The following is a 21,678-nucleotide window of genomic DNA, read 5'->3' on the forward strand; positions in this document are numbered from 1 at the left end:
TTCCGTCGTCTCTTTAAAAGCGTTTGAATTTTCCACTTATGCGGTGCCCATGATAACGGGAGAGATCAAACGCTTTTTAAGAGACGACGGAATGATCAAAGTCAGCCGCTCCATAAAGGAAATGGGGCTTAAAGTGAAAAACGTCAGGGAAGAGTTAGTGTATCGATTTGGAAGAGAGCCTACGCTTGAAGAAATTGCAGGAGAAATAGGGGCCAGCAAAGAAGAAGTGGCGGCATCCATTGAGGCGGGCGCGGAAGTGGAATCCTTATACCGGTCCGTTAACAAAAATGACGAAAACAGCATTTTACTCATTGATAAAATTGAAGAGGAAAGTTCCGCCCAGGAAGAACTTTTAAACCGCATGGTGCTTCGGGAACTTTTAACGGCGCTTTCCGATAAGGACAGAGAAATTATTATCAGGCGTTATTATTATAATGAGACTCAAAGTCAAATTGCCGCAAAGCTTGGAATATCTCAGGTTCAGGTTTCCAGACTGGAAAAAAAGATTTTAAAACAGATGCGGGAAAAATTGTAGAATAAAATAATTTTATACGGCTCATACTAGCTTTGAAAACCAGAAAAAAGGATGTGAGCACGTATGGAATCCATAAAACATAAGCTTGTCATGGCGCTTCTTGTATTATGCCTGATTGCAGTAGCCGCTGCTATCTGGTATATGATTGCGGTTATGCCGGATGGAACAGAAAAAGAAGGGACGCTTGTAGAAGCCATTCCGGGATGGGAGATGATGGTTTCATGAGCAAGACCGTTTACTTGAATATCAGCCAGATTACAGAGGTTCATCACAAGGAGATCCAGTTAAAGGATGTGGCAGATGTTTATTGCGACGATACGGCCATCATGAATAAGTGTAAAGCTCTCCGGATCAAAACCATCCATTTGGACCGCAACAAAAGGTATATAGAAAAAACTCTGGATGTAATCAAGAAATTGATGGAAATGGATTCGACTCTACAGATCAATAATGTGGGAGAGGTAGATTTTATCATAGACTACCATAAGCCCAAATCACCCATGTGGGTCTGGCAGTGGATCAAAACCATTTTTGTCTGTATCGTATGTTTCTGCGGTGCATCCTTTGCCATTATGACCTTTAATAATGATGCCAGTGTTACGGACGTTTTTAAGGAAATTTACCGGGTTATCATGAAGCAGGAGTCAAGCGGATTCACGATTTTGGAGGTCAGTTATTCCGTTGGACTGGCTCTTGGAATTGTAGGATTCTTCAATCATTTCGCAAAATACAAGATCAATACCGATCCAACTCCGCTGGAGGTGGAAATGCGGCTTTACGAAGACAATATCAGTAAGACCCTGATCCAGAACGATGGAAGAAAGGAGTCGGATATTGATGTTTCTTAGAGAAGTATTTCTTGTTTTTATTGGGCTCAGCGCTGGCGGCATTATAGCAGCCGGCGTTTTTGCTTTTTTGGTAATTATTGGTGTATTTCCAAGATTGATCGGAGTGACCCACACGAAAAAGCACATTTTGCTCTTTGAGTCGGTCATCATTCTTGGCGGTGTACTTGGGAATGTATGGGATATTTATGAAATTCCCATAGGCTTTGGCGGAAATCTGGTTCTTGGAATATATGGAATTTCCGTAGGAATCTTTGTGGGCATCCTTGTCATGTCCCTAGCGGAGACTTTGAAAGCCCTGCCTATATTCAGCCGTAGGATTCATCTTGCTGTTGGTCTTCAATATTTGATCCTTTCCCTGGGGCTTGGCAAATTGATCGGTTCTCTGATCTATTTTACAGCGAATTTTGGACCGTAGCATTAGGGAAAGGAATGCATGGACGAGAAGGAGGAAAATAATGGAAATAAACAAAAAAGCTTATGAGGCTTATGTAAAGCAGGTGACTCCGGTGCACAAAAGGTGGCCGGGGATTATAAAGGCTTTTCTGGTGGGGGGAATCATATGTACCCTTGGCCAGTACAGTACAACCTTATTCATGAATACAGGTCTGGAAAAGGAAGCAGCCTCTGCCTGGACCACTCTGGTTCTGATCGCAGCCACGGTCATCCTGACCGGACTTAATATTTACCCAAAGATTACAAAGTTTGGCGGAGCAGGAGCTCTGGTGCCGATCACGGGTTTTGCCAATTCCGTTGTGGCTCCGGCTGTGGAATTTAAGGCAGAGGGCCAGGTGTTCGGTATCGGTTGTAAAATCTTTACCATTGCCGGTCCTGTCATATTATACGGGATATTAAGCTCCTGGATCCTTGGAATCATCGCCTATGTATTAAAGGCCTTTCAAATGCTGTAGGAATGAACCAGTCAGAGAAATGGAGAGAGAAAATGCAGATAGGAAAAGCAAGTATTAGATTTGAAGAACCTCCGATTATTGAAAGCATGGCTTCCATAGTCGGTAAAAAAGAAGGCCAGGGTCCCTTGGGAAGCTTGTTCGATGTGATAGAGCAGGATGACATGTTTGGGTCGGACAACTGGGAAAAGGCAGAAAGTGCCCTTCAGAAGCAGACGGCTGATCTGGCTATTGAAAAGGGAGATATCCGGAAAAAGGACATCCGATATTTGTTTGCAGGAGACTTACTGGGCCAGCTGATCGCCACCTCCTTTGGAACGGTAGATTTGGAAATTCCCTTATTTGGTTTGTTCGGAGCCTGCTCCACTATGGGAGAAGCTCTCAATCTGGGAGCTATGACCGTGGCAGGGGGATATGCGGATAAAGTCATGGCCATGGCTTCCAGCCATTTTGCAACGGCTGAAAAGCAATTCCGTTTTCCGCTGGGATATGGAAACCAGAGGCCGTTTTCCGCCTCGTGGACCGTCACCGGCTGCGGTGCGGTGGTACTCACCAAGCACAGAAAAGAAGGAATCGCAGCCATCACCGGAATCACTACCGGACGCATGGTGGATATGGGCATCAAAGACTCCATGAATATGGGGGCAGCCATGGCTCCTGCCGCCTTCCATACCATTCAGCAGAATTTTGATGATTTTCAGGTGGATGAATCCTATTATGACAAAATCATCACAGGAGATTTAGGCCAGGTCGGCCGGACGATCCTGCTTGATTTTATGAAGAATAAAGGACATGACTTAGAAAAGATCCATACCGATTGCGGGATCGAGATATTTAACAGCGGAGACCAGGACACCCATGCAGGAGGAAGCGGCTGTGGATGTGCGGCTTCCACCCTTTGCTCCTATATCCTTCCTAAAGTTCAAAGCGGTACATGGAAACGGGTCCTGTTCGTGCCCACCGGTGCCCTCCTTTCCACAGTGAGCTTTAACGAAGGTGAGACGATCCCTGGGATTGCCCATGCAGTTGTGATCGAAAATATGGGAAACCTATAGCCATGCAGAAATATTTGTACTGTTTGTGCGTGGGAGCTTGCTCACTAAGCACAAACAGTACAAATATTTCTATAGGGCGCAGCCCGCATTCATGATTTGGCGATGCATTTTCGCCAAATTATGAATGGCATGGCGGACACATTATATTAATAGTTGAAAGAAAGGAGACATCCATGGAATACTTGAAAGCATTTTTAGTCGGGGGAGCGATCTGTGCCCTGGTGCAGATATTAATGGATAATACAAAACTGATGCCCGGACGAATTATGGTACTTCTGGTAGTGACCGGAAGCATCCTTGGCGCGATTGGTATCTACCAGCCGTTTGCTGACTGGGCTGGAGCCGGGGCAACGGTTCCTCTTCTTGGCTTTGGAAACACCTTGTGGAAAGGGGTATCAAAGAGCATGGGAGAGGATGGGTTCTTAGGAATCTTTAAAGGGGGATTTACTGCTAGTGCTGTAGGAATCTCCGGAGCTCTGATTTTCGGTTACCTGGGATCCATTTTATTTAAGCCTAAAATGAAGAGCTGATACGATCATGATGGAACATAGTTCCGTAACAAAAAGGGTGCCTAAAAACCAAATTGGTTTTTAGGCACCCTTATGTTTTTCTTAATAGCCTCCCCAGGGAGGTATCTGCGTTGTACCGCCAGGATTCTGGGGTGTATGCCCAGGTCCATACTGCTGCGGAAGTCCGCTTGGTGAATCCAGATTATCTCCCGGAGGAAGGATAATGGAGTTTGCAGAATGAATGGTACAATAACCTGGCATTGCGAATTTGGAGTCATCCGTTGCCCCTTCTTCTCCCGCAGGAATTGCCATGAATATGGCGGTGGTCCGTTCCGGACAGTAAGGCGTTGGCAAACGGTGGGATACGGAGCAGACCGTTGCACGTACATGATTGTTGCATACGTCGGTGGGAACCGTACCTTTAGCAAAATATTCGGTGTATACCGCATTGCCTCTGGGATCGTTGTTACAGACGCCAGAGACTGCCAGTTTACCGGATTTACGGCAGATCTGAGCGGTTTCTATGCTGTCAGGCACCGGAAAGCCAGGATCGGACAATCCTTCATGGACCCTGGTCATGATTTTCCGCCATATGGGTTTATGGAAGGAGGTGCCTCCGTTTTGCTTCGTCAGTTTCTGGTTGTCGTCACAGCCGGCCCAGATACCAGCGGTATAATAAGGGGTATAGCCTACGAACCAGATATCGTTGTTTGCGGAGGTGGTACCGCTTTTTCCTGCTCCTGACATGCCGGGAATGCGGGCAGAAGCGCTGGTGGAACTTGGTCCCGAGCTTGAGAACTTTCTGCTGCTTTCCATGGAACCTGCCATGGCATCAGTTAAAAGGAATGCAGTGGAATCCTTTAATACCCGGTGGGTTTCCGGCGTATTGTCAATTAATACCTTTCCGTCATGATCCAGTATTCTGGTAAAAAATATGGGCTTTTTGTAAACGCCGCCGTTGGCGATGGTAGCAAAGGCACCGGTCAGTTCTAAGTTGGAAACACCGGTGGTGATTCCTCCAAGGGCCAGAGCCGGGTTATAATCGGTATCGGTTAAGGAGTTGATTCCGAAATTCTTGGCATATTCCACACCAAGCTGAGGTGTTACGGTTTCCATCAGGCATCGGACTGCCACGATGTTCATGGAGTAGATAATTCCATCACGTATGCTGGAGTAGCCTTGATAGCCGGAGCTGTACCAGTTGGAGAAGGTCTTATTGCCCACCGTATAGACGGAATCATAATAAACAGATCCCAGGGTGGCTCCGCAGGTGTCCATGGCAGGTGCAAAGGCGGTCAGAATCTTAAAAGTAGAGCCTGGCTGACGGTATGTGCCGCTGGCCCGGTTTAAAGTTAAGCTGGCTGTTTTTTGTCCACGTCCGCCGCTTATGGCTTTCACCTCTCCGCTTTTCTGATCCATGAGAACAAAGGAAGCCTGAGGCTGCAGTGTCTTGTGAAGGCTTTCCCCTATAATGGTATCCCCGTCTTTTAAAAGATAAGCCTTGTATCCATCGATATCGGCCTGGACAGCCTCTTCGGAATTATATAAGCCGTCAAATCCCGTATCTCCGTTTTCCTTGTGATAACGTTTTATATTTTCTTCGGAGTAATGGGTGGTCGTTCCATCCTTATGGGTAACAGACAGCCTGTATTCAACAGAATATCTGGCGGCTGAGTAGTTTTCAGGATTGTTGATTTCTTCATCTACAATGGTCTGAATCGCAGGATCCTGAGTGGTATAAATCGATAAGCCGCCGCTGTAAAGCATGTTGTGGGCCTGGGTGTCTGTATAACCTAACTGGTCCTTCATGGCTTTTTTGACCTGCTCTACCAGTTCATCCGTAAAATAGCTGTATGGGGTGGAGGTTTCCTTGGTGGCGGTATCTACGTTCTGGATCCTGGAATAAACATCATCGGACAGGGCTTCATCTTCTTCCTGCTTTGTGATATATCCCTGGTCATGCATATACTGAAGAATAACCTTTTGCTTGTCCGAATTGGCTTTTTGCCCTGTGATCGGGTTAAATTTTGAAGGGTTCTGGGTGATCCCTGCAAGGACTGCGCACTCTGATAAGGTTAAGTCCGATATGTTCTTATTGAAGTATCTTCTGGCAGCCACCTTAACTCCCAGGGAATTGTTTCCCAGGTTAATGGTATTCATATAGTTGGTTATGATCTGTTCCTTGGACATGGCCTCATCCAGCTGGACGGCTAAAAACCACTCCTGAAGCTTTCGCTCCAGCCGTTCCCCGAAGCTTTTTTCCATGCCGCCTCCGAATACGCTGTTTTTAATTAACTGCTGGGTAATGGTGCTTCCCCCGCCTGCGGTGGAATCCCCGGTCAGTACACCCCTGACGGCGCGGAGAATGGAACGCAAATCGATTCCATTGTGATCCCAAAACCGGGAATCCTCATAGGAAACAAAAGCATTGACGAGATTCTTCGGAAGTTCCTCATAACTGGCTTCCTCTCTGTTGGAACCTGCAGTTACCAAGGTTTCTGTGACGTTGCCGGCGCTGTCATAGACTGTTGTTGCATATTCATTTGGAACAATGGTTGCGATATCTACGTCAGGAGCATTGTCTATGATTCCTTTTACCATGCCGAAACAGATGCTGGCAACGACAATGCTGCCAAATAAGCATAGCACAAATAGACTCTTTAAAAAGGCAAGAAAGACCTTAGTGGTATATTTCCTTGCTTTTGAATTGGCAGATCTGATCTTTTTTTCTGTTGACTGTTTGCCATAATTCATAGGAAAACTCCTTTCCACTTTACTGCCCATGCTTTTTGGGCATAAAGGTATACCCGCAGGGTGTTTCCACTTTACTGCCCATGCTTTTTGGGCATAAAGGTATGCCCGCATGGCATTACCGGTATATTATACCAAAAATTGTTGTGCAATTCAACACCTACCATTTTTGGAGATAATCCGGCAAAATATACATGGAAGCTTGCCTGGGCTTATACTTTTGGGTATAATGGGGGTGATCGGTTAAAAAGAAGAAATGAGGAAGTTTATGAGAAAGTCTTACAGGATTTTGTATCAGGGCGGCACAGGGGAAATTACAGAGAAAAAATCCCGGTTCATTGCTAATTTAAAACCTGTGGAATCAGAGGAAGAAGCGCTTGCGTTTATAGAGGAAACACGAAAAAGGTACTGGGATGCAAGGCATAACTGCTACGCCTGGATTATCGGGAGGGGCGGGGAAGAAAAGCGCCTGAGTGATGATGGGGAGCCCAGCCAGACTGCGGGAAAACCCATGATGGATGTTCTGGAAGGAGAAAAGCTTGTAAATCTCTGCGCAGTGGTGACCCGGTACTTTGGAGGGACGCTTCTTGGAACAGGAGGCCTGGTAAGAGCTTATTCAAAGGCTGTGCAGGAAGGGTTAAAGGACTGTACGGCTCTAACCGCAAAACCGGCGGTGAAGCTTTCTATTACTACGGATTATAACGGTATTGGAAAGATCCAGTATCTTCTGGGACAGCGGGAAATCACGACTCTTGGAACTGAATACACCGACCGGGTGGAGCTTACTGCCCTGGTTCCTGATGAGGCCTTAGATAAGCTTCGGGCTGATATTACAGAGGTGACAGGCGGGAGAGCAGGACTCCTTCTGTCAGGAGAGGTCTACTACGGTATTTTTAATAAAGAGGTGGTTCTGTTTCCAGGATAAAAAAGGAAGGCATTAAGAAACTGTCGAAAAAAGAAGAAAAATCTTGCAATATGAAATATAGGATGATATACTGAATAATCGTGATAATGTAAATGAAACTAAGGGCAGAGTTGGTCCTTAGTTTTTTATGATATGGGAACAGGATTGCCTGTATTATAAAAATGTACTTTGGCCGGTATATCCTCTGGGAGGCCGGGGTACATTCTTTGTTTAAAGAAGAGAAAGAAGAGTACATTTATGAAGATGAAAAGAGAAGACGTAAGAAATGTGGCGATTATTGCCCACGTCGATCATGGTAAAACAACACTGGTAGACGCCCTGCTTAAGCAAAGCGGCATTTTCCGTGAGAATCAGGAAGTCATGGAGCGTGTAATGGATTCCAATGATATCGAGAGAGAGCGGGGAATCACCATTTTATCCAAGAATACGGCAGTTCATTACAACGGAACCAAGATTAACATCATTGATACCCCTGGCCACGCGGATTTCGGCGGCGAGGTGGAGCGTGTTTTAAAGATGGTAGACGGCGTAATCCTGGTTGTGGATGCCTATGAAGGAGTTATGCCTCAGACAAAATTCGTGCTTCGGAAAGCGTTGGAGCTTGGACTGTCTGTGGTAACCTGCATCAATAAGATTGACCGTCCCGAGGCAAGACCCATGGAGGTAGAGGAAGAAGTATTGGAGCTTCTCATGGACCTTGATGCCAACGAGGAACAGCTGGACTGTCCTTTTGTCTATGCTTCCGCAAAGGCCGGATTTGCTAAAAAAGACCTTGATGATCAGGAAACCGACATGGCTCCTTTGTTTATGACTATCATTGATCATATACCGGCTCCGGAAGGTGATTCAGATGCAAATACCCAGCTGCTTATCAGCACCATTGACTACAACGAATACGTTGGACGTATCGGCGTGGGCAAGGTGGATAACGGCAGAATCAAAGTGAATCAGGAGTGCGTGATCGTAAACCACCATGATCCGGATAAATTCCGTAAGGTTAAAGTTGGAAAGCTGTATGAATACGAAGGCCTTAATAAGGTAGAGGTTCAGGAAGCTACCGTCGGTGCCATTGTTGCCATTTCCGGAATTGCGGATATCCACATCGGTGATACCCTTTGCTCTCCGGAAAAACCGGAGGCGATTCCGTTCCAGAAGATCTCAGAGCCTACGATCGCCATGAATTTCATGGTAAATGACAGCCCTCTTGCAGGACAAGAAGGAAAATACATTACCTCCCGTCATATCAGAGAGCGCTTATTCAGGGAATTGAATACGGATGTCAGCCTTCGGGTGGAAGAGACCGATTCTCCGGACTGCTTTAAGGTTTCCGGCCGCGGGGAGCTTCATCTGTCTGTTTTGATCGAGAACATGAGAAGAGAAGGCTTTGAATTCGCTGTCAGCAAAGCTGAGGTTTTGTACCATTATGATGAGAGGAACCACAAGCTTGAGCCCATGGAGATCGCTTATGTTGACGTTCCTGAGGAATTTACCGGTGCAGTCATTCAGAAGCTTACAAGCCGTAAGGGAGAGCTTCAGGGCATGAGTCCAGCCAATGGAGGCTATACAAGACTGGAATTTGCAATTCCTTCCAGAGGTCTGATCGGCTACCGGGGAGAATTCATGACGGATACAAAAGGAAACGGAATCATGAATACGTCATTTGACGGCTATGCAACCTTTAAGGGAGAGTTATCCTACCGTAAGACAGGATCACTGATCGCTTATGAGTCAGGAGAATCCATTACCTACGGCTTGTTCGGTGCCCAGGAAAGAGGAAGCCTGTTTATCGGGCCTGGAGTAAAGGTTTATTCCGGCATGGTTATCGGACAGAATCCTAAGGCAGAAGACATCGAAATCAATGTTTGTAAGACGAAAAAACTGACCAACACCCGATCCTCCAGTGCAGATGAGTCTCTTAAGCTGACGCCTCCAAGGGATATGAGCCTGGAGCAGTGTCTTGACTTTATTGATACCGATGAGCTTTTAGAAATCACCCCTTCAAACCTTCGGATCAGAAAGAAAATTTTAGACCCTACCTTAAGAAAAAGGTCAACTATTAATAAAAAGTAATTGACGTAAATTGTAATTTAAAGGAAGATACTGCCCTCGTTAGCCGAAAATTCGGCAAAGAAGCAGTATCTTCTTTTATTTTTCGGCGCATTCTGCCCTGATGTGTCGATATTTTTGGATTGTTTTCTATCATTTTAGAGCATTCTCTCACATAAATTTAATATTAGCTGTGAAGCATATTAGCAAATAAGTGAAAGAAGAGGGGAAATACAATGTCAGAAAAAATGATTGAAAACAACAAAGTGAGCGTCATCGGAGAGATCGTCTCCGGCTTCACCTTCAGCCATGAAGTATTTGGAGAAGGATTCTATATGGTGGATGTTGCGGTAAATCGTCTTAGTGAACAGGCAGATATCATACCGCTCATGATTTCAGAACGTCTTATTGACGTAGAAGGAGATTACTCAGGCTTAACGGTGGAAGCTATTGGTCAGTTCCGTTCCTATAATCGTCATGAAGGAACAAAAAACCGGCTGGTGCTTTCTGTTTTTGTGAGAGAAGTCCATTTTATAGAAGAGTTTACGGATTACACAAAGACCAATCAAATTTTTCTGGATGGATACATATGCAAAGCCCCCATTTACAGAAAAACACCTTTGGGAAGGGAAATTGCGGACCTGCTCCTTGCAGTTAACCGCCCATATGGGAAATCAGATTACATACCCTGCATCGCATGGGGAAGAAATGCCAGATATGCTTCCGGATTCACAGTAGGAACAAGAGTAAAAGTATGGGGAAGAGTCCAGAGCAGGGAATACACCAAAAAATTAACTGAAACAGAATGTGAAAAAAGAGTAGCTTATGAAGTATCAGTCAGCAAACTGGAATGTGCGGAGTAAACGCTGTTATTTATAAATATGTGGAATGCCTTACAGGCTTGCCTTTTCGCCCGGTCATGGGGGGCGGATTCTTCCCGGAATGCATGGGAAATATTAAGGAAACGGTAAGAAAACTTGCAAAAGTATTAAAATTATGATACTATAATCAGGTTCTAACATAATATATAAATAATTGCTTTTTAGCTGTTATGAGGTGCTTAAGGATGAATAAAGGTGCGATACAGGTTATATGCGGGGAAGGTAAAGGAAAGACTGCAGCCGCTATGGGTATGGGAATCGGAGCTCTGACAAAAAACAAAACTGTGATCATGATACAGTTTTTAAAGGGCTGCCCCGGCCGGGATTCTTTTGATATTATGAAACGCCTGGAACCTGAGATGAAAATATTCCGGTTTGAAAAGTCCGATTGCTTTTTTGAAAGCCTTTCCAAAGAACAGCAGGAAGAGGAGCGGATGAATATCCGCAACGGTCTGAATTTCGCCAGAAAGGTCGTATCAACAGGAGAGTGCGATATGCTGATCCTGGATGAAATCCTCGGACTTCTGGACCAGAAAATCATAGAAGCAGAGGAGCTGGCAAAGCTGCTTCAGTCCAAAGTTGATGAGATGGAAGTCATATTAACCGGTAAGGTTTTTCAAAAGGAAATGGAACCGTATGTAGACAGTATTCTGGAAATCAACCATGTTAAAGTTGACAACACAATATAATAATGATAGTATGGTAACATACATATTAGAGTAGAGGTTGCGTTGCTTATAAGTACCCTGTCCGATGTATCAGGTACAGATGAGGGCAGGGGGAAGGAAGAGACGCCGAAGAACGGTATGGCCTGAGCATGCCTGTTCTGGGCATATGGTTAAGAGCCATATGACTGTCATCCTTTTGGATGGGGAGCTACTTAAAGAAGGATGAGATTACCAGATTCTAAACTTTAAGAGCTGACCCTGTTGTCAGCTCTATTTTTAATTCATAGGAGTTTAAGTCCGGTGAAAGAAAAACGCTCCGCTACGGATGCGTACGACCCGCATGGGCCGGATGAAAGTTTACTGAGTATGATGAAAAAGAATCAGGAGGAAGATATCATGGCAATTTATGAAGGCGCAGGTGTAGCGCTTGTCACACCATTTAAGGAGAACAGAGATGTAAACTATGAGAAGCTGGAGGAATTGGTAGAAGAACAGATTGCTCTGGGAACGGACGCTATCATTGCATGCGGGACAACAGGCGAGGCGTCCACCATGACTCATGAGGAACATCTGGACGTGATTAAATTCGTATGCCAGGTAACGAAAAAACGGATCCCGGTCATTGCAGGAACCGGTTCTAATTGCACGGAGACGGCTGTTTTTCTGTCTGAAGAGGCGGAAAAACACGGTGCTGACGGGCTTCTTCTCGTGTCTCCTTACTACAATAAGGCAACTCAGAATGGACTGAAGGCTCATTTTAAAGCAGTCGCTGATATGGTGAGGATCCCCATTCTTCTTTATAATATCCCTGCAAGAACCGGGGTAACCATTGCGGCTGAGACCATAGCAGATTTATGCTTGCATGTCCATAATATTGTAGGAGTAAAGGAAGCCAGCGGCAATTTTTCGGCCATAGCGGATATCATGAACCTTTCGGACGGCCGTGTGGATTTATATTCCGGCAATGACGATCAGATCGTCCCAATGCTGTCCCTGGGAGGAAAAGGCGTTATTTCCGTCCTTTCCAACATTGCGCCTTCCCAGACCCATGAAATCTGTGAGTCTTATTTTAAGGGAGATGTAAAACGAAGCGCTGCACTTCAGCTTGCTGCGATTCCTCTGATCAATGCCTTGTTCTGTGAGGTTAATCCCATTCCGGTTAAGGCTGCTTTGAATCTTATGGGAAAGGCTGCAGGTCCTATGCGTCTGCCTCTTACCGAGATGGAGCCTAAGAATCAGGAACGTTTAAGAGAAGCCATGAAAGAGTATGGAATTTTATAATCGGTAAATGATATACCTATAGAAGAAAAGAGGATAGCATGATTAGGATGATAATGCACGGCTGTAATGGGGCAATGGGTCAGGTGGTATCCCAGATTGCGGCAGAGGAAACGAATATAACCATTGTTGCGGGAATCGATCCCCATGATACCAGGCAGAACCGGTATCCGGTATTTCCGTCACTGGAAGCCTGCAGGGAAGAGGCGGATGTGATCGTGGATTTTACCTCCTCTAACGCAGTGGACAGCCTTCTTGATTACAGTGTTAAGAAAAAAATACCTGTGGTAGTATGTACCACCGGACTTTCGGACGAACAGATTAAAAAGCTTGAGGAGGCTTCCGGTCATGTTGCAGTCCTTAGGTCTGCCAATATGTCTCTTGGCGTCAACCTGCTTATGAAGCTGGTAAAAGAGGCAGCCCAGGTCCTTGCGGTCTCAGGCTTTGATATTGAAATACTGGAAAAGCACCACAATAAAAAGCTTGATTCCCCAAGCGGAACGGCTCTTGCCCTGGCGGATTCCATAAATGAGGCCATGGATCAGGAATATCATTATGTTTATGACAGAAGCCAGGTCAGAAAGGCCAGAGATAAAAAAGAGATCGGGATCCAGTCTGTCCGCGGAGGAACGATTGTCGGGGAACATGATGTAATTTTTGCCGGAACGGATGAGATCATTACCTTCCATCACACTGCATATTCCAAGGCGATTTTTGCAAAAGGCGCTGTTTCAGCAGCAAAATTCCTGGCAGGAAAAGCTCCGGGATTATATACCATGAAAGATGTTATAAAATCATAAATTTTCCAATATCTTCCACCATAATTCGTTCTTCCTTTACACATACTAATCGTAGAAAATGAAAGGAGAATGTATTATGAAAAGAATAAAACCTTATGCAATTACCCTTATTGTCATTATGACAGTAATGTGTCTGACTGCTTGCGGAACCACAAAAGGAAACAATGGAACCTCGGCAGGCACCACTGGTGCAACAACCCAGACAACTGCAGCAACAACAACCAAAGCTACTACTGAAACTACTACTACGACTGACACAACAGGCGCAGGAGCAAATGAGAGCACTGGTGTGATTAACGATGTTGTTAATGATGTAGAAAAAGGGGTTGATAATATTACAGGGGAAAGCAATGGCCAGCCTACTTCAGGAGCCACAAAAGCACCATAATAGAACGAGATCTGCAATAAAAAAGCTTCAGGCATGGAATCTTTGCTTGAAGCTTTTTTTATTATAAGATATAATATGTTTGAAACATATCTTGAAGTATTTTATCAGCGGTTCTATTTTTTATCAAAAAAGACCATATTCTGGCCAATGATTCAGTGACTATGCCATAATAACAAGCCTTCCCGGCAGAGAGGCAAAACGTCCATGAAAAGGAAAATTGATTATTTTAAATATCAGCGGTATAATAATAAAAGAAAGAAGCCGTGGAGAAGTCTTAAACAAGCGATTCCTCACAAGGAAGGCTTAAATATCCGTCTGAGAAGAGGCTTGCTGCTTCTGATCCTTTTGGAGGCGGCAGTATTTATCCTGCCGTATGGAGAAACATTTGTAAGTAATCCTCATGGATTTCTTCCTGTTTACAGAGAGGCGGAGGTTATTAAGGAACCGTGGGCAGAATCCTTTTGGGGCCGGAAAACCGGGGAGACAAAAGAGCAGGGGCTTTCTGTTGACTGGAAGGAAGGCAAGGTTAAGTTCTGGCAAAAAGTAGAGCGTGTGATCCTTCAGGGACCTGATTGAGAAACAAAATCGCAGAAGGGTCATAAGTATTTATAATAATAAAACCAGTTGCAATCCTATTTTTACTGTATTATAATTTCTACTGAAACACCGTAGTTTTATTTGAAAAACTTATAAATTAATTCAGTAAAGGACAGGTGGATACCGTGGAAAAAAGAGAATTGCTGTATGAGGGAAAAGCGAAAAAGGTTTATACAACGGAGAATCCGGATGTATTGGTTGTTTCATACAAAGACGATGCCACAGCATTTAATGGCCTTAAAAAAGGCACCATTGTAGGGAAAGGTGCGGTCAACAACCGGATGACCAACTTTATTTTCAAAAAGCTGGAAGCCAAAGGCGTACCCACTCATCTGGTGGAGGAGTTGAGCGACCGGGAGACTGCAGTGAAGAAAGTGGAGATCATTCCCCTTGAGGTGATCATCAGAAACTATTCCGCCGGAAGCTTCGCCAAGAAGATGGGGATGGAAGAAGGCGTGAAATTCGCTTGTCCGACTCTTGAATTCAGTTATAAAAATGATGATCTGGGCGACCCGTTCATCAACGACTACTACGCATTGGCCCTTAATCTGTCCACTCAGGAAGAGATCGACAAAATCACAGAATATGCCTTTAAAGTAAATGAAGTTCTGATAGAGTATTTTGACGGTTTAAACATTGATTTGATCGACTTTAAGATTGAGTTCGGCCGTTATCATGGAGAAGTCATTCTGGCTGACGAGATTTCTCCTGACACATGCAGACTATGGGATAAGGATACCCATGAAAAGCTGGATAAGGACCGTTTCCGCAGGGATTTAGGAGGCGTGGAGGACGCATACGAGGAAGTGTTCCGCCGCCTTGGCATCCGGTAAGCAGCATAGAGAGAAATACCTGCGGGTATACCTGTATGCCCAGAGTGCATGAGCAGAAAAGAGGAAAAGACATCAAATGAATAACGAATTGAATTTCAATTTTGAGGATGAGCTGCATGAGGAATGCGGCGTATTCGGAATGTACGATTTTGACGGCGGCGACGTTGCTTCCACCATTTATTATGGATTGCTTGCATTGCAGCACAGAGGCCAGGAAAGCTGCGGAATTGCGGTCAGCGATACCGGCAGTTCTAAGGCAAAGGTAAGCGCCCATAAGGGGATGGGGTTATGTAATGAGGTCTTTACACCGGAAATTTTAGAAGGCCTCCGCGGCGACATCGGCGTAGGTCATGTTCGTTATTCTACTGCAGGCAGCAGCACACGGGAGAATGCCCAGCCGCTTGTTCTTAATTATCTGAAAGGAACATTGGCCATGGCTCATAACGGCAATCTGGTCAATGCACCGGAGTTAAAACGTGAGCTTGAGTATAACGGAGCCATTTTCCAGACGACGATTGATTCAGAGGTGATCGCTTACCACATTGCAAGGGAGAGAGTGAAAGCTGCTACCGTTGAGGCTGCTGTAGTAAATGCCATGAAAAAGCTTCGAGGAGCTTATTCCCTTGTCATAATGAGTCCCCGTAAGATAATCGGAGCCAGGGATCCTTATGGATTTAAACCTCTGTGTATTGGAAAACGTGATAACGCCTATATCCTGGTATCGGAAAGCTGCGCCCTTGATACCCTTGGTGCAGAGTTTGTCCGGGACGTTTGTCCCGGGGAAGTCGTGACCATTACAAAGGAGGGAATCGTTTCCGATACAAGCCTCTGCCTTGTGGATAAGTCAAAGGAAGCCAGATGTATTTTTGAATATATTTATTTTGCCAGGCCGGACAGCGTGTTTGACGGTGTCAGCGTTTATCATTCCAGGATGTGCGCCGGCCGTGCTTTGGCCATGGATTCTCCGGTGGAAGCGGACCTTGTGGTCGGAGTGCCGGAATCAGGCAACGCCGCTGCCCTGGGATATTCCCTTCAGTCAGGAATCCCTTATGGGACCGCTTTTATAAAGAATTCCTATGTTGGCAGGACATTTATTAAGCCAAAGCAGAGCAACCGGGAATCTTCGGTCAGAATCAAGCTTAACGTGTTAAAGGAAGCGGTAATGGGGAAGCGGGTCATCATGATCGACGATTCCATAGTCCGTGGAACGACCAGCGCCCTTATTGTCAACATGCTTCGGGAGTCAGGGGCAAAGGAGGTCCATATCCGGATCAGTTCCCCGCCGTTTCTCCATCCCTGTTATTTTGGAACCGATATACCTAACGAGGATCAGCTGATGGCACATAACAGAACCATTGATGAAATAAGAGATCTTCTGGGAGCGGATTCTCTGTCTTACTTAAAGATCGAACGGTTGAATGAAATGGCAGAAGGACTTCCGATCTGTACCGCATGCTTTAGCGGAGATTATCCCATTGAGCCGCCTAAGGAGGACATTCGGGGAGAATACACGGAATAAAAATGGATATTAATAGAGACGGGGACCGCCGTGTTGACTGGATTTATCCAGCCGGAGGGTCCCCGGTTTCTCTTCCCATCAAATAAAAAATATGTTACTATGAATGTAAATGAAGCCCAAGGAGGAATATAAGAACCATGACAGATAGATACCAAAGCCCGCTGTCTGAGCGATATGCAAGTAAGGAGATGCAGTATATCTTTTCACCGGACAGGAAATTTAAGACATGGAGAAAGCTGTGGGTTGCCCTGGCGGAGGTTGAAAAGGAACTGGGACTTCCCATAACAGAAGAGCAGATAGAGGAATTAAAAGCCCATCAGGATGATATTAATTACGATGTTGCAATACAGAGGGAAAAAGAGGTCCGTCATGATGTTATGTCTCATGTATATGCATATGGCGTCCAGTGCCCTAAGGCAAAAGGAATCATCCATCTGGGGGCCACCTCCTGCTATGTGGGTGACAATACCGATTTGATCGTCATGACAGAAGCGTTAAAGCTGGTCCGCAGAAAACTTATCAATGTGATTGAAGAACTGTCCCGGTTTGCTGATTCATATAAGGACCTAGCGACCCTGGCTTTTACCCACTTCCAGCCGGCTCAGCCCACCACCGTAGGGAAAAGAGCGACGCTTTGGCTTCACGATCTGGCCATGGACTTAGAAGATCTGGACTATATCCTCGGTTCCATTCGCCTTCTTGGCTCTAAGGGCACCACAGGAACACAGGCCAGCTTTCTGGAGCTGTTTGACGGCGATATGGACAAGGTGAGAAGGGCAGATTCCATGATTGCCAAGAAGCTGGGATTTGACGGCTGCTATCCGGTTTCCGGCCAGACCTATTCCAGAAAGGTGGACAGCCGTGTGGTCAATGTTTTAGCAGGTATCGCCCAGAGTGCCCATAAATTTTCCAATGATATCCGCCTTTTGCAGCATTTAAAGGAAGTAGAAGAGCCTTTTGAAAAGAGTCAGATCGGTTCTTCCGCCATGGCTTACAAGCGCAATCCTATGAGAAGCGAGCGGATGGCGTCCCTGTCCAATTACGTGATGGCAGATGTGATGAATCCTATGCTGGTTTCTTCTACCCAGTGGTTTGAGAGAACACTTGATGATTCTGCCAATAAAAGATTAAGCATTCCAGAAGGGTTTTTGGCAGTTGACGGAATATTGGATCTTTATCTGAATGTTGTGGATGGGCTTGTGGTATATCCCAAGGTAATAGAAAAGCACATGATGGCAGAGCTTCCCTTTATGGCTACGGAAAATATTATGATGGCTGCGGTAAAGGCCGGCGGGGACAGGCAGGAGCTTCACGAACGGATCAGGGAACTGTCTATGGAAGCAGGCCGGAATGTAAAGGTCAATGGCCTTGACAACAATTTGCTGGAGCTGATCGCAGCAGATCCCTCCTTCAACCTTTCTTTGGAGGATTTAAAGAAAAGCATGGATCCCAAAAGATATGTGGGCTGCGCTCCGGCCCAGGTAACTGCTTATCTGGAAGAAGTGGTTAAGCCTCTTCTTGAAGCAAATAGGGAACTTCTCGGGATGAAAGCAGAGATTCACGTATAAAGGCTTGCAGGCAGACGTCAGAGATTATGAGAGGTCTGCCTTTGCTTTTTCATTTTTCATATCAGGAGGAAGTCATGAGCAGTAATTTAGAGCATTACAAGGTGTTTTATTATGTGGCCCAGCTAAAAAGCATCACTTTGGCGGCGGAGAAGCTGTGTATATCCCAGCCTGCCGTGAGTCAGGCTGTAAGGCAGCTGGAAAAAGCTTTGGACAGCCAGCTGTTTCTGCGTACCTCCAAAGGGGTTCGTCTGACCCGGGAGGGAGAATTTTTTTACGGATATGTAAAATCAGGTTTAGAAAACATCTGGCATGGGGAAAGTATGTTAAACAGGCTAAAAGATCTGGATACGGGAGAGGTGCGGATCGGAGCCAGTGATATGACGCTTCAGTTTTATTTACTGCCCTATCTGGAAAAGTTCCATGAGCTGTATCCTGGTATCAAGGTTAGTGTTTCCAACGGGCCTACGCCTGAAACGCTCCGGTATTTATATGACGGCAAGATTGATTTCGGAGTGGTCAGCACTCCCTTTGAGGCAAAGAGCGAGGTCATGCGCAACGATGTAAAGGAAATCAGGAACGTGTTTGTGGCGGGGGATAAGTTCCGCTATTTAAAGGATCAGGAGCTGGATTATGATATTTTAAAGGAACTGCCCTGCATATTTCTTGAAAAGAATACCAGCACAAGAACATTTATGGATGAATATCTGGCAGGCCATGGAATCGTGGTAGAGCCGGAGTTTGAGCTTTCCACCAGTGACATGATCGTTCAGTTTGCCATGCGGAACCTTGGAATAGGCTGTGTGATGTCAGGGTTTGCACAGATGGAGCTTAAAAAGGGGAGTCTTGTGGAGCTTAAGTTCCAGGAAGAAATGCCGAAACGCCATTTTACCATTGTCACTGATATCAAAACGCCCGTATCTCCTGCAGGAAAGCGCCTTTTACAACTGATGACAGATGACATAATTTAAACTTATGCCAAATATAATTAATATTAATTTTACTTATGCGTATTCATGAGTTATCATAGGTAAGTAAAAGGCAATTTTTTCACTCGAAGGAGGAGCAATCATATGGTAAGAGCAATTGTAGGCGCCAACTGGGGCGACGAAGGAAAAGGTAAGATCACGGATATGCTGGCAAAGGAATCGGATATCATCATCCGTTATCAGGGAGGCAGCAATGCCGGACACACGATCATCAACAACTATGGAAAATTCGCCCTTCACCTTCTGCCGTCAGGCGTTTTCTATAATCATACCACCAGCGTCATCGGCAATGGTGTGGCATTAAATATCCCGTTCCTGGTAAAGGAAATCGAGGAACTGGTAAGCAAGGGTGTTCCAAAGCCTGACATTCTGGTTTCTGACCGTGCCCAGATCCTGATGCCATATCACATTCTGTTTGACCAATATGAAGAGGAACGTCTTGGTAAAAGATCTTTTGGTTCCACAAAATCAGGGATTGCTCCATTTTACTCAGATAAATATGCAAAGATCGGATTTCAGGTCAGCGAGCTTTTTGACGAAGAATCTTTAAAGGAAAAGGTTGACCGGGTTTGTGAAACAAAGAATGTTTTAATGGAGCATCTCTATCACAAACCGGCCATGGACCCGCAGGAACTGTTTAAGACTCTTCTGGAATACCGTGAGATGGTGAAGCCATATGTGTGTGATGTGTCCAAATACCTTCATGAGGCAATCAAGGCGGGCAAGAATATCCTTTTGGAAGGCCAGCTGGGATCGTTAAAGGATCCAGACCATGGGATTTATCCTATGGTTACATCATCCTCAACACTTGCGGCCTACGGCGCCATTGGCGCAGGCATTCCACCTTATGAGATTAAGAACATTACCACTGTGGTAAAGGCTTATTCCAGTGCAGTAGGGGCAGGTGCGTTTGTCAGCGAGCTATTCGGAGATGAGGCAGATGAACTGAGACGGCGCGGAGGAGACGGCGGCGAATATGGAGCAACTACCGGAAGGCCAAGACGTATGGGCTGGTTTGACGCAGTTGCATCCAGGTACGGATGCCGGATCCAGGGGTCCACAGAGGTTGCCCTCACCGTTCTTGATGTGCTTGGATATCTTGACGAGCTTCAGATATGTGTGGGCTATGAGATCGACGGAACTGTTACCAGAGATTTCCCCACAACCATAGAACTTAACAAAGCAAAACCGGTATATAAAAGCCTTCCAGGCTGGAAATGTGAGATCAGAGGAATTAAAAATTACGCGGATCTTCCGGAGAACTGCAGGAATTATATTGAATTCATAGAGAAAGAGATCGAAACGCCCATAACCATGGTTTCCAATGGACCGGGTAGAGATGAAATTATCTTTCGCAAATGATCATACGGGAACAAATAGAAAAATAGAGAACAAAGAATTTGATTTATGAGAAAAGCTGCAGGATTTTGAAGTCCTGCGGCTTTTTTGTGTACGCCATGCATATGGTGTATCGTCAGGTGGTGAAAGTTAATGAGAATATGATGAGTTGTCGTATATAGTGAAACCACCTCTTTCACTATGCCCTTTCAAGCGGCTGTGTACTGCACCGAAAGGAGCCGCCCAGACTCCTGGAGATTTCAAAATCAATATACTCCACTGTGATACCTCTTGCCTTTAGCTGCTCTGCGATATATTCGAATTGAGGGTCTAAAATATACGTAGACTCATTAATTGGAAGTCCATTCACCGCCAAATAGGCGATATCTTTGTAAGGAACAGAGATCTTATCCCAATCCTTTAGGGATTCCGGTATTCCATTTATAAGGGCTTCTTCACAAATAATCATCAGTCCGTTTCTTACAAGGCTTAACGCACAATCCAAATGCAGTACATCCTGTTTTAACGGAACCTCGACCACTTCATAACCAAAATGGGATAAAAATGATTGAAGCCATAGATAACCGTTATGATTAGAGGCCAAGCCTGAATTACCCACGAAAACTGTTTGATCTAAGACAAGAACATCTCCGCCTTCTAAAAAAGGACCCTGCTCAGCTTCAATCCCTTCTGAACTATCAGGTCTTGGTACAGAAACATAGAAGGCTCCCGTGAGGTAAGCTTCTTTAACAAGGATATCTCTGATTGGCAAAACTTCATTTCTGCGATGGAAAAAACGTAACGACCCTTCAATAATGGAGGGGCCAATTGTAAAGAAAGGATCACGTACAAAGAAATTACAGGAGCCGAACTCTCTGCCGGATTCTTTCTCATAATCAGTCAGCAACCGGGGGCGTACGACTTCAACTCCATACTTCTCAAGGACTTCTTTTAAGTTTTCCCGTTCTTTTTCCCATTTTCTTTGGCGCTCAGGGAAAACCTCTTTATAATTCCTTCCTGCAGTATCTACGCCTTCAAGCAGGTTTAAGCTTTCCTCTGAAAGAAATGCATCATCTTTAAAATTTTCCGTCTGGCCCGGAAAGATAAATTCTGATTGCGTTAAAACAACCTTTTTTAAAGGAGCAAATTCACTTTTTACTTTTATTCTGTTCGTTTCCATATAAATTCATTTCCTTTCCATTTCATTTTATTAATCAGGACCATTTCATATTATTCCACACAGGAAAG

Annotated in this window: 22 protein-coding genes and 1 riboswitch; of the genes, 20 read left to right on the forward strand and 2 right to left on the reverse strand. The window is 45.1% G+C overall.

Features of this window, described 5'->3' with window-relative positions:
* The 7 genes from RT269_RS15015 to spoVAE form a co-directional block, all read left to right on the forward strand.
* Nucleotides 1-535: sigma-70 family RNA polymerase sigma factor (locus tag RT269_RS15015; RefSeq protein ID WP_313183733.1), on the forward strand; the 535-nt coding region annotated here is incomplete at its 5' end.
* Between the two features lie 63 nt (nt 536-598).
* A complete protein-coding gene (locus tag RT269_RS15020) occupies nt 599-760 on the forward strand; it encodes a hypothetical protein (protein WP_166433172.1) in 162 nt (53 codons plus the stop codon).
* Nucleotides 757-1,383 (forward strand): stage V sporulation protein AA, encoded by a 627-nt coding sequence (locus RT269_RS15025; protein WP_313183734.1) that lies wholly within the window; start codon nt 757-759, stop codon nt 1,381-1,383. Before RT269_RS15020 ends, RT269_RS15025 begins: the two co-directional genes overlap by 4 nt.
* Nucleotides 1,370-1,798 carry a stage V sporulation protein AB gene (locus RT269_RS15030; RefSeq protein ID WP_334308553.1) on the forward strand — a complete coding sequence of 143 codons (429 nt, stop codon included), beginning with the start codon at nt 1,370-1,372 and terminating at the stop codon, nt 1,796-1,798. The genes RT269_RS15025 and RT269_RS15030 overlap by 14 nt, the downstream gene beginning before the upstream one ends.
* Nucleotides 1,799-1,838: 40 nt before the next feature.
* Nucleotides 1,839-2,291 (forward strand): SpoVA/SpoVAEb family sporulation membrane protein, encoded by a 453-nt coding sequence (locus tag RT269_RS15035; protein WP_313183737.1) that lies wholly within the window; start codon nt 1,839-1,841, stop codon nt 2,289-2,291.
* 32 nt (nt 2,292-2,323) lie between these two features.
* Nucleotides 2,324-3,343 carry a stage V sporulation protein AD gene (gene spoVAD, locus RT269_RS15040; RefSeq protein ID WP_313183739.1) on the forward strand — a complete coding sequence of 340 codons (1,020 nt, stop codon included), beginning with the start codon at nt 2,324-2,326 and terminating at the stop codon, nt 3,341-3,343.
* Between the two features lie 173 nt (nt 3,344-3,516).
* Nucleotides 3,517-3,873 (forward strand): stage V sporulation protein AE, encoded by a 357-nt coding sequence (gene spoVAE, locus RT269_RS15045; RefSeq protein WP_025232434.1) that lies wholly within the window; start codon nt 3,517-3,519, stop codon nt 3,871-3,873.
* Nucleotides 3,874-3,954: 81 nt separating this feature from the next.
* Here the strand turns inward: spoVAE and RT269_RS15050 are convergent, their stop codons facing one another.
* Entirely contained in the window at nt 3,955-6,606 is a 2,652-nt protein-coding gene (locus RT269_RS15050) for a transglycosylase domain-containing protein (protein WP_313183740.1), read from the reverse strand.
* 265 nt (nt 6,607-6,871) lie between these two features.
* Between RT269_RS15050 and RT269_RS15055 the strand changes: the two genes are divergently transcribed.
* From RT269_RS15055 to RT269_RS15115, 13 genes are all read left to right on the forward strand, one after another.
* Nucleotides 6,872-7,528 (forward strand): YigZ family protein, encoded by a 657-nt coding sequence (locus RT269_RS15055; RefSeq protein WP_313183741.1) that lies wholly within the window; start codon nt 6,872-6,874, stop codon nt 7,526-7,528.
* A gap of 237 nt (nt 7,529-7,765) precedes the next feature.
* On the forward strand, nt 7,766-9,598 hold the full coding sequence (gene typA / locus RT269_RS15060) for a translational GTPase TypA (protein ID WP_313183743.1): 1,833 nt from the start codon (nt 7,766-7,768) through the stop codon (nt 9,596-9,598).
* Between the two features lie 212 nt (nt 9,599-9,810).
* Complete coding sequence (locus tag RT269_RS15065) at nt 9,811-10,437, forward strand: single-stranded DNA-binding protein (RefSeq protein ID WP_025232438.1); 627 nt, start codon at nt 9,811-9,813, stop codon at nt 10,435-10,437.
* Nucleotides 10,438-10,640: 203 nt separating this feature from the next.
* The gene (locus RT269_RS15070) at nt 10,641-11,144 is read left to right on the forward strand and encodes a cob(I)yrinic acid a,c-diamide adenosyltransferase (protein ID WP_025232439.1); all 504 of its coding nucleotides are present in this window, start codon (nt 10,641-10,643) and stop codon (nt 11,142-11,144) included.
* A gap of 23 nt (nt 11,145-11,167) precedes the next feature.
* Nucleotides 11,168-11,342: riboswitch (Lysine riboswitch) on the forward strand.
* Between the two features lie 177 nt (nt 11,343-11,519).
* The gene (gene dapA, locus RT269_RS15075) at nt 11,520-12,404 is read left to right on the forward strand and encodes a 4-hydroxy-tetrahydrodipicolinate synthase (RefSeq protein WP_313183810.1); all 885 of its coding nucleotides are present in this window, start codon (nt 11,520-11,522) and stop codon (nt 12,402-12,404) included.
* A 38-nt stretch (nt 12,405-12,442) separates the two neighbouring features.
* Nucleotides 12,443-13,201, forward strand: coding sequence for a 4-hydroxy-tetrahydrodipicolinate reductase (gene dapB, locus RT269_RS15080; protein WP_313183744.1), 759 nt, complete (start codon nt 12,443-12,445; stop codon nt 13,199-13,201).
* A gap of 76 nt (nt 13,202-13,277) precedes the next feature.
* Nucleotides 13,278-13,589: a hypothetical protein gene (locus RT269_RS15085; protein WP_313183746.1), complete on the forward strand. Its 312-nt coding sequence runs from the start codon at nt 13,278-13,280 to the stop codon at nt 13,587-13,589.
* 204 nt (nt 13,590-13,793) lie between these two features.
* Nucleotides 13,794-14,165, forward strand: a complete 372-nt coding sequence (locus tag RT269_RS15090) for a hypothetical protein (protein ID WP_313183747.1) — start codon at nt 13,794-13,796, stop codon at nt 14,163-14,165.
* Nucleotides 14,166-14,311: 146 nt separating this feature from the next.
* The gene (gene purC, locus RT269_RS15095; protein ID WP_313183749.1) at nt 14,312-15,019 is read left to right on the forward strand and encodes a phosphoribosylaminoimidazolesuccinocarboxamide synthase; all 708 of its coding nucleotides are present in this window, start codon (nt 14,312-14,314) and stop codon (nt 15,017-15,019) included.
* Between the two features lie 76 nt (nt 15,020-15,095).
* Nucleotides 15,096-16,538, forward strand: coding sequence for an amidophosphoribosyltransferase (purF, locus tag RT269_RS15100; protein ID WP_313183750.1), 1,443 nt, complete (start codon nt 15,096-15,098; stop codon nt 16,536-16,538).
* Nucleotides 16,539-16,675: 137 nt separating this feature from the next.
* Nucleotides 16,676-18,106 (forward strand): adenylosuccinate lyase, encoded by a 1,431-nt coding sequence (purB, locus tag RT269_RS15105; RefSeq protein ID WP_313183752.1) that lies wholly within the window; start codon nt 16,676-16,678, stop codon nt 18,104-18,106.
* 74 nt (nt 18,107-18,180) lie between these two features.
* Nucleotides 18,181-19,074: a LysR family transcriptional regulator gene (locus RT269_RS15110; RefSeq protein ID WP_313183753.1), complete on the forward strand. Its 894-nt coding sequence runs from the start codon at nt 18,181-18,183 to the stop codon at nt 19,072-19,074.
* Between the two features lie 102 nt (nt 19,075-19,176).
* Nucleotides 19,177-20,454, forward strand: coding sequence for an adenylosuccinate synthase (locus tag RT269_RS15115; protein WP_313183755.1), 1,278 nt, complete (start codon nt 19,177-19,179; stop codon nt 20,452-20,454).
* Nucleotides 20,455-20,629: 175 nt separating this feature from the next.
* Here RT269_RS15115 and RT269_RS15120 read toward each other — a convergent pair whose 3' ends face one another.
* Complete coding sequence (locus tag RT269_RS15120) at nt 20,630-21,610, reverse strand: dimethylarginine dimethylaminohydrolase family protein (protein ID WP_313183757.1); 981 nt, start codon at nt 21,608-21,610, stop codon at nt 20,630-20,632.
* Nucleotides 21,611-21,678: the final 68 nt, after the last annotated feature.

Source organism: Lacrimispora sp. (assembly GCF_032078915.1).
Taxonomy (GTDB): domain Bacteria; phylum Bacillota; class Clostridia; order Lachnospirales; family Lachnospiraceae; genus Lacrimispora.